Origin of the sequence: Streptomyces mutomycini (genome assembly GCF_001700505.1) — a bacterium.
GTDB lineage: Bacteria > Actinomycetota > Actinomycetes > Streptomycetales > Streptomycetaceae > Streptomyces > Streptomyces mutomycini.
This window is the reverse complement of sequence record NZ_MAPV01000306.1, coordinates 1-6,960: the sequence shown is the minus strand read 5'-3', so window position 1 is coordinate 6,960 and position 6,960 is coordinate 1. Positions and strand designations below refer to the sequence as shown.

6 protein-coding genes and 2 pseudogenes are annotated in these 6,960 nt (G+C 67.3%); 5 read left to right on the top strand and 3 right to left on the bottom strand.

Annotated elements, in window-relative coordinates; genetic code table 11:
• Both BFF76_RS30010 and BFF76_RS30005 read left to right on the top strand, forming a co-directional pair.
• Positions 1-433, top strand: a 433-nt coding sequence (locus BFF76_RS30010) for a phytanoyl-CoA dioxygenase family protein (protein ID WP_208604894.1), incomplete at its 5' end; no start/stop codon positions are given.
• A 467-nt stretch (positions 434-900) separates the two neighbouring features.
• The gene (locus tag BFF76_RS30005; RefSeq protein ID WP_065849484.1) at positions 901-1,524 is read left to right on the top strand and encodes a hypothetical protein; all 624 of its coding nucleotides are present in this window, start codon (positions 901-903) and stop codon (positions 1,522-1,524) included.
• Positions 1,525-1,557: 33 nt separating this feature from the next.
• Here the strand turns inward: BFF76_RS30005 and BFF76_RS30000 are convergent, their stop codons facing one another.
• Positions 1,558-1,788: a superinfection immunity protein gene (locus tag BFF76_RS30000; RefSeq protein WP_053930737.1), complete on the bottom strand. Its 231-nt coding sequence runs from the start codon at positions 1,786-1,788 to the stop codon at positions 1,558-1,560.
• Positions 1,789-2,495: 707 nt separating this feature from the next.
• On the opposite strand from BFF76_RS30000, the gene BFF76_RS29995 reads away from it, so the two are divergent.
• Positions 2,496-4,238: an endo-1,4-beta-xylanase gene (locus tag BFF76_RS29995; RefSeq protein ID WP_065849483.1), complete on the top strand. Its 1,743-nt coding sequence runs from the start codon at positions 2,496-2,498 to the stop codon at positions 4,236-4,238.
• A gap of 215 nt (positions 4,239-4,453) precedes the next feature.
• A pseudogene (locus tag BFF76_RS31930) lies at positions 4,454-4,742 on the top strand (transposase); the annotation flags it as partial.
• Positions 4,743-4,773: 31 nt separating this feature from the next.
• On the opposite strand, the gene BFF76_RS29985 reads toward BFF76_RS31930, so the two are convergent.
• Positions 4,774-5,196: a DUF6924 domain-containing protein gene (locus BFF76_RS29985; RefSeq protein ID WP_141695700.1), complete on the bottom strand. Its 423-nt coding sequence runs from the start codon at positions 5,194-5,196 to the stop codon at positions 4,774-4,776.
• A 248-nt stretch (positions 5,197-5,444) separates the two neighbouring features.
• Between BFF76_RS29985 and BFF76_RS29980 the strand changes: the two genes are divergently transcribed.
• Positions 5,445-6,062 (top strand): hypothetical protein, encoded by a 618-nt coding sequence (locus tag BFF76_RS29980; RefSeq protein ID WP_053930734.1) that lies wholly within the window; start codon positions 5,445-5,447, stop codon positions 6,060-6,062.
• A gap of 211 nt (positions 6,063-6,273) precedes the next feature.
• Here BFF76_RS29980 and BFF76_RS29975 read toward each other — a convergent pair.
• Positions 6,274-6,821, bottom strand: a pseudogene (locus BFF76_RS29975) (zinc-binding dehydrogenase); the annotation flags it as partial.
• Positions 6,822-6,960: the final 139 nt, after the last annotated feature.

The window sequence follows — 6,960 nt, the reverse complement described above, 5'->3', positions numbered from 1 at the left end:
GCACGCCGAGGACGGTCTGCCGAACATGCGGACGGTGTCCGTCTCGATCGCGCTGACCGAGAACTACGACACCAACGGCGGGCTGATGATCATGCCCGGCTCCCACAAGTCGTTCGTCGGCTGCGCGGGTGAGACACCGAAGGACAACTACAAGCGGTCCCTGCAGATGCAGGACGCCGGCATCCCGTCCGACGAGGTACTGACGAAGCTGGCCGACCGGCACGGCATCAAGCTCTTCACCGGCAAGGCCGGCTCGGCGACCTGGTTCGACTGCAACGCCATGCACGGCTCCGGCGACAACATCACCCCCTACGCACGGAGCAACGTCTTCATCGTGTTCAACAGCGTCGACAACACGGCACAGGAACCCTTCGCGGCTCCCGTCCGCCGCCCCGAATTCATCGGGGCACGCGACTTCACACCGGTGAAGTAGGGGCGTACGACGGTCATGTGGGGCGGGACGCATCGCGTTCCGCCCCTTCCGCGTCCCGGTGGCCGGCTCGTCACCGCCGGAGCCCGCCGGACGGGACACCGTGCGCGGCTTCCAGGTGCAGGCGAAGCCTGACCCGCTCGTCCGTGGCCCCGGACAGGTCGGCCTGCCTGCCGGCCGACCTCTCGGCGCACACGAGTCGGTCGCACTCGGCACACCCGGGCACGGGCTCCGGAGCCGTCAGCGGGAACGACATGAACGGGTCGCCGTCTGCCCGCTCCCAAGACCCTCGGCTGCCGCACTCGCCGCTGCAGCCAGTGGCCGGACATGCGGCCGAGAATCAGACCGTGCGCTCCGAGGACGAAGCTGCCGTCAAACCCGAAGGGGTTGGAACCGTCGGCTCTGGGGTGGGGGGCCACCGCACCGAGCCCGCGTCGAGCCGTGTCGGTGGCCGGTGAAATGCTCACAGAGTGCTGATCAAGGGATACGACGACGGCCCTCTGGTTGCCGGGGAGTCGATGCTGGCCCGGCCGGGCTTCTGGTCGAACCACCTCATGGCGACGTGCGGTACCGGCACAGGCACCGAGCGGCCCGTTCCGGAGTGGTTCGGCGACGACGGCGCCGATACCGATGCCGTCGCCGAGATCCTCTTCGATCCCGAGAGCTGGCCGGTGTTCCGAATACCCGCCGCAGAGGGCCCCGGAGCGGTCGTGGTCTACCGCAACCTGGTGGGCGACTACGGCATCGACTACCTCCTCACCCACCCGGGCCGGACCCACGCGCAGCAGGTCGCCGGCTGGGAGGGAGGGTTCACCGGGACCGGGCTGACCTGGCACGAACTGGTCCGCATGGCCGACAGCCCCGACCCTGCGGCCGACGGTGTCGAGGACTCCGCCGCCCGCCTTCTGCTGGCCCTTCCCCTGCTCGACGACTTGGACGTGCCGGAGACAGGGCCCGCCAGGGTCAGCGCCGCCCTGATTGCCGCAGGCGCCCCACAAGACACTGCGCCGAACACGGCGAAGAAGCTGCTCACCCACCTGATGGGCAGGCCACGGCACGACCGCACATGGGATTCGCCGCTGAGCGGCAGCTGAGGCGTGACCCCAGGAGGGAGCCCGCAGGCCGGTTCAGTCGCTCGGCCGGAGCGTCGGCACGTGGCCGCGGGTGCGCATCGACAGCGCCATGACCAGGGCCACGAACCAGAACACGCCCGTGACGGCACCGATCAGGCTGACCATGATGACGAGGCCCAGGCGCTCCACTCCTCTGCGGTAGGCGACGACCGACGGCAAGCAGAGGACGAGGAGTGCCACCGGCACCAGCACGAGCAGTTCAAGTGGCCTGATGGTCGAGATCATCAGACCACTCTATGGACCGTCCTGTTCGAACCGATGCCAAGTGGGTTCGATACTCGTGGGCTTGCGCATTCAGCTGTCGCCGACTCACCACGGAACCATCCTGAGATCGTCGATCAACTCGGAGAGCGCGGCTCAGGCCGAAGGGCCCCCGGCCTGGGCCTGCAGCGCTTGCCCGGGGATGGATGACCTCCCGAGGCTTAAAGAGCGTTTTGAGAACGCCTTGTGGGACCGGCTGTCCGCGGCCGGAGAGGGCAGGAGCCTGCGATGGCACCGAGCCTGCTTGGCTTTCTCGTCAGGCGTGGTGTCGGCGTGCAGGCAGTGCATCACCTATGTCGACACCAACAGCCCTGGCGCCGATCCCGGCCCGGTCGTCATCGCCTGTCACGATCAGCGCGTCAACTCCGTACGCTCGACCTCGCTGAGTACCAGTTCTGACTTGTGGCGGCCCGGCCGCGGCTCGTCCGCCAGTCCCACTATCCGCCGGTCAGCGAACCGTGAGCGTACTTGCGTACCGTCTCCGTGGATACCCTGAAGTTCGCTGGCACACGCGTGTTTGATGCGCCTTCCGCGCAGGCCGCAACGATCCGGGCCCGCTCCGCCGAACGAGCTGGGACGTGCCCCACAAGGCCGCCGTACCTCATGCGTGATGAACTGTGGCCCGGCTTCGAGACGTTGATCTCGTCTCGAACAAGAGAGTGGGAGGGACCGTGGACCTTGGTGGGGGGACGTGGCAGCGACTGACCGCCGTGGTGCTCGTCATGGCGGTGGCGGCCGGGTGTACGGGGCAGGGCGAAGGCGCGGGCGGCGGAAACGACGAAGACCTGCTGCGGAACCACGACTGGACGCAGATGCCGGGCACCACCGCGCGGAACGACATCCTGCGGGTCAGCGCATCGGATCGGCACATCGTGGAGCAGGACTCCTCCGGCGGCCAGCCCAACCCCCCGCTGAACCTGGCCGGCCCGCATCTCAGGTCCGATGGCGACTTCACCGTCACCGCGCGCATGTCCGGTGTGGGTGACGATGACGGCGACTCATGGCTGCGGCTGTACGGACGGGTACCGGTCATCTACGACGAGTGGCGGCAGGAGCGGCCCTCACTCCGCGTCGGCGTGACCGCCGCCGGACAAGTGAAGGTACAGATATGGGACGGCGGGGGCGATGAGCCGGCCACCTCCAAGGATTTCGACTGCGGCTGCTCCGGGACGGTGACGCTCGCCGTGTCGAGCATCGGTGACACATTCCGCGTAAAAGCCGACGGGCGGCGGCTGGGAACCGTGCAGGACCCGGGGGTGTTCGCCGAGGGCACTGTCTGGTTCGGTCTGGAGGCGGACGCGGGCGAAGACGAGCGCCGCGAGGGATGGCGTCTGACGCAGCTGATCGCGCGGGCAGAGAGCGGTGACTCGCTCCGCGTGATCAAGGCGCCGCAGCTACGCCAGGAGCAGTCCGACGACTCGCTGCGTGCGCGGGCCGCAGACGTGGGGCGGCCGTTCGACGTCGGCGCCGCCCTGGCCGAGAACCCGCTGCTCACCGACTCCCGCTACCGGGCGCTCGCGGGGAGCCAGTTCTCCATGCTCACTCCGGAGAACGCGTTCAAGCCACAGTTCCTCCACCCACGCCGGGGCGTCTACGACTTCCGCGACGCGGACCTACTCGTACGCTTCGCCCGCGCAAACGACATGAAGGTGCACGCGCACACCCTCGTCTGGCACGAGGCTCTGCCCAACTGGATGCGGGAGAACGACGACCCCGAGGAGGTGCGCCGGACCATGCTCCGGCACATCGCCATGGTCGCCGGGCACTTCAAGGGAAAAGTCGCGGAATGGGATGTGGTCAACGAGCCCATGTCCGACGACGAGAAGAGCTACACCAACGGGGATCTCGGTCTGCGCTCCGAGCAGAGCCCGTGGTTCGAGGCCATGGGCGAGGAGTACATCGACGAGGCGTTCAGGGCCGCCCACCGGGCCGATCCGAAGGCACGGCTGTTCCTCAACGAGTACGGGGTCGAGGAGGAAGGCGAGCGGTGGGACGCCCTTTACGATCTGGTCAAGCGGCTCAGGGAACGCGGCGTACCGATCGACGGCGTGGGTTTCCAGAACCATGAGTACGCACCCGGCGACCGCATCGACCCGGAGACCTTCCGCAGCCATGTGCGGGATCTGGCGGAGCTCGGGGTTCAGGCGCGGGTGTCGGAGATGGACGTCCCCATAGGTGAGGACGAGGAGGACGGGCGGCAGACCCAGGCTGACGAGATGGCGGGCAAGCTGCGGGTCTGCCTGGAGGAGCCGAACTGCACATCGTTCTCCACATGGGGATTCACCGACCGGTACGGTTCCACCGCCGACACCAAGATCTATCCTCCGCGCACGGCCGATTCCCTGCCGTGGGACGCGGCCCTGCGGCCGAAACTGGCGTACGAGCGCCTGCTCGAGGTCTTTGACGAGGCGTGAGGAATCAAGGTGCGATCTCTCGGTTTGGTGTCGATGGTAGTGAGAGTCAAAGAGCGTCTCGTTCCGCCAGGGGCGTTTGATAAGGCGGCGAAGTTGAGTAGGTCACGGCCGCTCGAGAGGGTGGCACGTGGGATTCGATGCAGGTATGGAGAACGCCTTGTGGGGCCGGCTGTCCGCGGAGGTCCGCCGGGAGGTGGACAGCCTCGTTTCGGCCGGTCGAAACGTGTGTCGACAGCGGCTACCGCACCAAGGTCATCGACCACGGCGCCCGCCTGGGCATCGACGTCGAGGTCACCCGCCGCAACCCCGCCCAGAAGGGCTTCAAAGTGATTCCGCGGCGCTGGGTCGTCGAGCGAAACCGGCTGGCTCATGCACCACCGCCGCCTCGCCCGCGACTACGAAACCCACCCGCACCGCTCCGAAGCCATGATCCGCATCGCGATGATCGACCTGATGAGCCGCAGACTCACGCGTGAAGCCACGCTGAACTGGCGCGACACATAGCTCACCCCGGACGGGCCTCAGCAGAGAGGCCTCAGCCCCCGTCAAAGCCGCGGAAGGTTCCTGATCCATCAGCGGCATCGGCGAAGTCCGCAAAGTCCATATTGGCGATGCTGAGGTTGGCTGACACGTCAGGAAACCACTGAGCCGGAACCCTGAACGTTCGCCCAGGTTCGTCCGACAGGTCCACGGCCAAAAGAGGGTGATCCGGATCGTCCATCGTGGTCGCGTCCGCAAGGAACAAGTCGATGATCCGGTCGTCTTCTTCCGCAGCAGCTTCTTCGTCCAGCAGCGCCTGGACATCCACGGCAGCGAAGCGAACGTCGCTGACATACGTGGCATGGGGATACTCGCCAGCAGCGTCGAGTGCGGTACGCACCGCATCCCAGGCCCCGTCGTCACCGAAGTCGGTACGCAGGATCAGCGACGTCAGATCATCGGGCTGAGGCAGAGGCATGAACGCGATCCTCTCACCCGGCGCTGACATCGACCCCAGCAGGCTCAGCGCACCCCAACCGCGTCGACGTGACCTCCCAGACCTTGACTGGCTGGTCGGCGTTACCAAACACCCCTGCCTGGACAAAACGCTCTTTGAGACGTCGTTTCTTATGGCTGTCTGACGGCCGAAGCCATCGCCCGCCGCTCAGTGTCAGTGGCAGCACCTAGCGTTGCCGCTCGATTAGATCTCATCAGGAGGCGTACGCGGTGTTGACGTTGGACGAGGCGGTTGCTCAGCTTGACGACAGGTCCTCGGCGAAGCGACGTGCGGCTGCGAAACGACTGCGCAAACTCGCTGTCACGGCCGCTGGCCCGGCGCTGTTGCTGGCTCTCCAGCGCGAGGTTCTCGACCTGCGGACGTGGGAAACCCAGTACCAGATGGCCATGGCACTCGGAGCATGCGATCACCGGCCAGCGGTCCCGTTCCTGAGTGATCTGGCTCAGCGGCCCCTGGAAGCGACGATGGTGTATGTCGCCCTTGGCGACTCGATCGTGCGGCTGCGCAGCGCGGAAGAGGGAGTCTCAGTCCCGGTGCGATGGTGCCTGGACAGCGGAACGCCCATGCTTGCCGACGGAGCCCTCCGCGCTATCGCCATGCTGCGCGCGGTGCCGGAGCCGGAGACCGTCGACTACATCCTCGACTTTCTTGCGCCGCTGAACTCTCACGATGGACTGCGCTTCTGGGCGGCAGCGGCAGCAGCCGGATGGCCAGGTGAGCGGGTCCGCGCATACTTGGAGAGGTGTGAGGCAGGTCCGCGGACGGACGTAGCTGATGCGGCGGCCACGTCGCTGGAAGGCAAGTACCAGACGTATCGCCCGCTCTAGCGTGGTCCGAACGACCTGTGGCGCGTAGGTGTGCCGGACGGGTCATCTCAGTCGGCGGCACCACCCGCCGGAACAGCATCCACAACTGCTCCGGCAACAACCGCTCAACTAGATCCGTCATGCCCGGTTCAACGAACGATCACGCCATGCGAAACGACGTCCAAGCAGGGCGGAGGCAGCTTCCGGAACACCCGGTCTCTCTCCCCAACTCCTAGGGATGCATGACGATCTTCCCCACATGCCCCCTGCGTGCCAGCTCTTCCTGCGCCCGAGCGGCCTGGTCCAGTGGGAACGTCGCAGCGATCACCGGCTGGATCCCGCCGCGACGGGCCAGGTCCATCAGGAGCGCGAAGTGCGTGGGCGTGTGCATCGCGGAGCCGATCACCAGGGGGTTGTGCAGGTAGAGACGGCGCACGTCGAAGGTCACGTCGTACCCGGCGAGCGCACCGGCGACGACCCACCGGCCGCCTTCGCGCATCAGTGGCGGTCCCTCACTCACCAGGCTCCCGGCGACGACGTCGAGTGCGACGTCGATGCCCTCCGGGGCGGCGGCGCGGATCTGCTCGGCGACGTCGCGTGCGCGGTCGACGACTTCGTGCGCGCCCGCCCCGCGCACCGTGTCGGTCTTGGATCCGCTGCTGATGGCGAGCACCCTCGCACCGCGCGCACGGGCGATCTGGATCAGCGCGATGCCGACCCGCCCGACGGCCCCGACACCAGGACGGTCTCTCCCGCCCGTAGTCGGCAGCGCTCGATCATCCGCGCGGGCCGTAGTGCGAGCCGCGCTGCCCCACGTGTAGGACGAGCGCCCGCGCCGCGCCCCGGAGGGCATCGACGTCGCACTCGACGTCGTCGCCGGGAGCCTGGTGAGTGAGGGACCGCCACTGATGCGCGAAGG

Bases quoted from the DNA above. Each gene is read 5' to 3' on its own strand.
- BFF76_RS30000 (WP_053930737.1), bottom strand. From the start codon at position 1,788: ATGATCTCGACCATCAGGCCACTTGAACTGCTCGTGCTGGTGCCGGTG.
- BFF76_RS29985 (WP_141695700.1), bottom strand. From the start codon at position 5,196: ATGCCTCTGCCTCAGCCCGATGATCTGACGTCGCTGATCCTGCGTACC.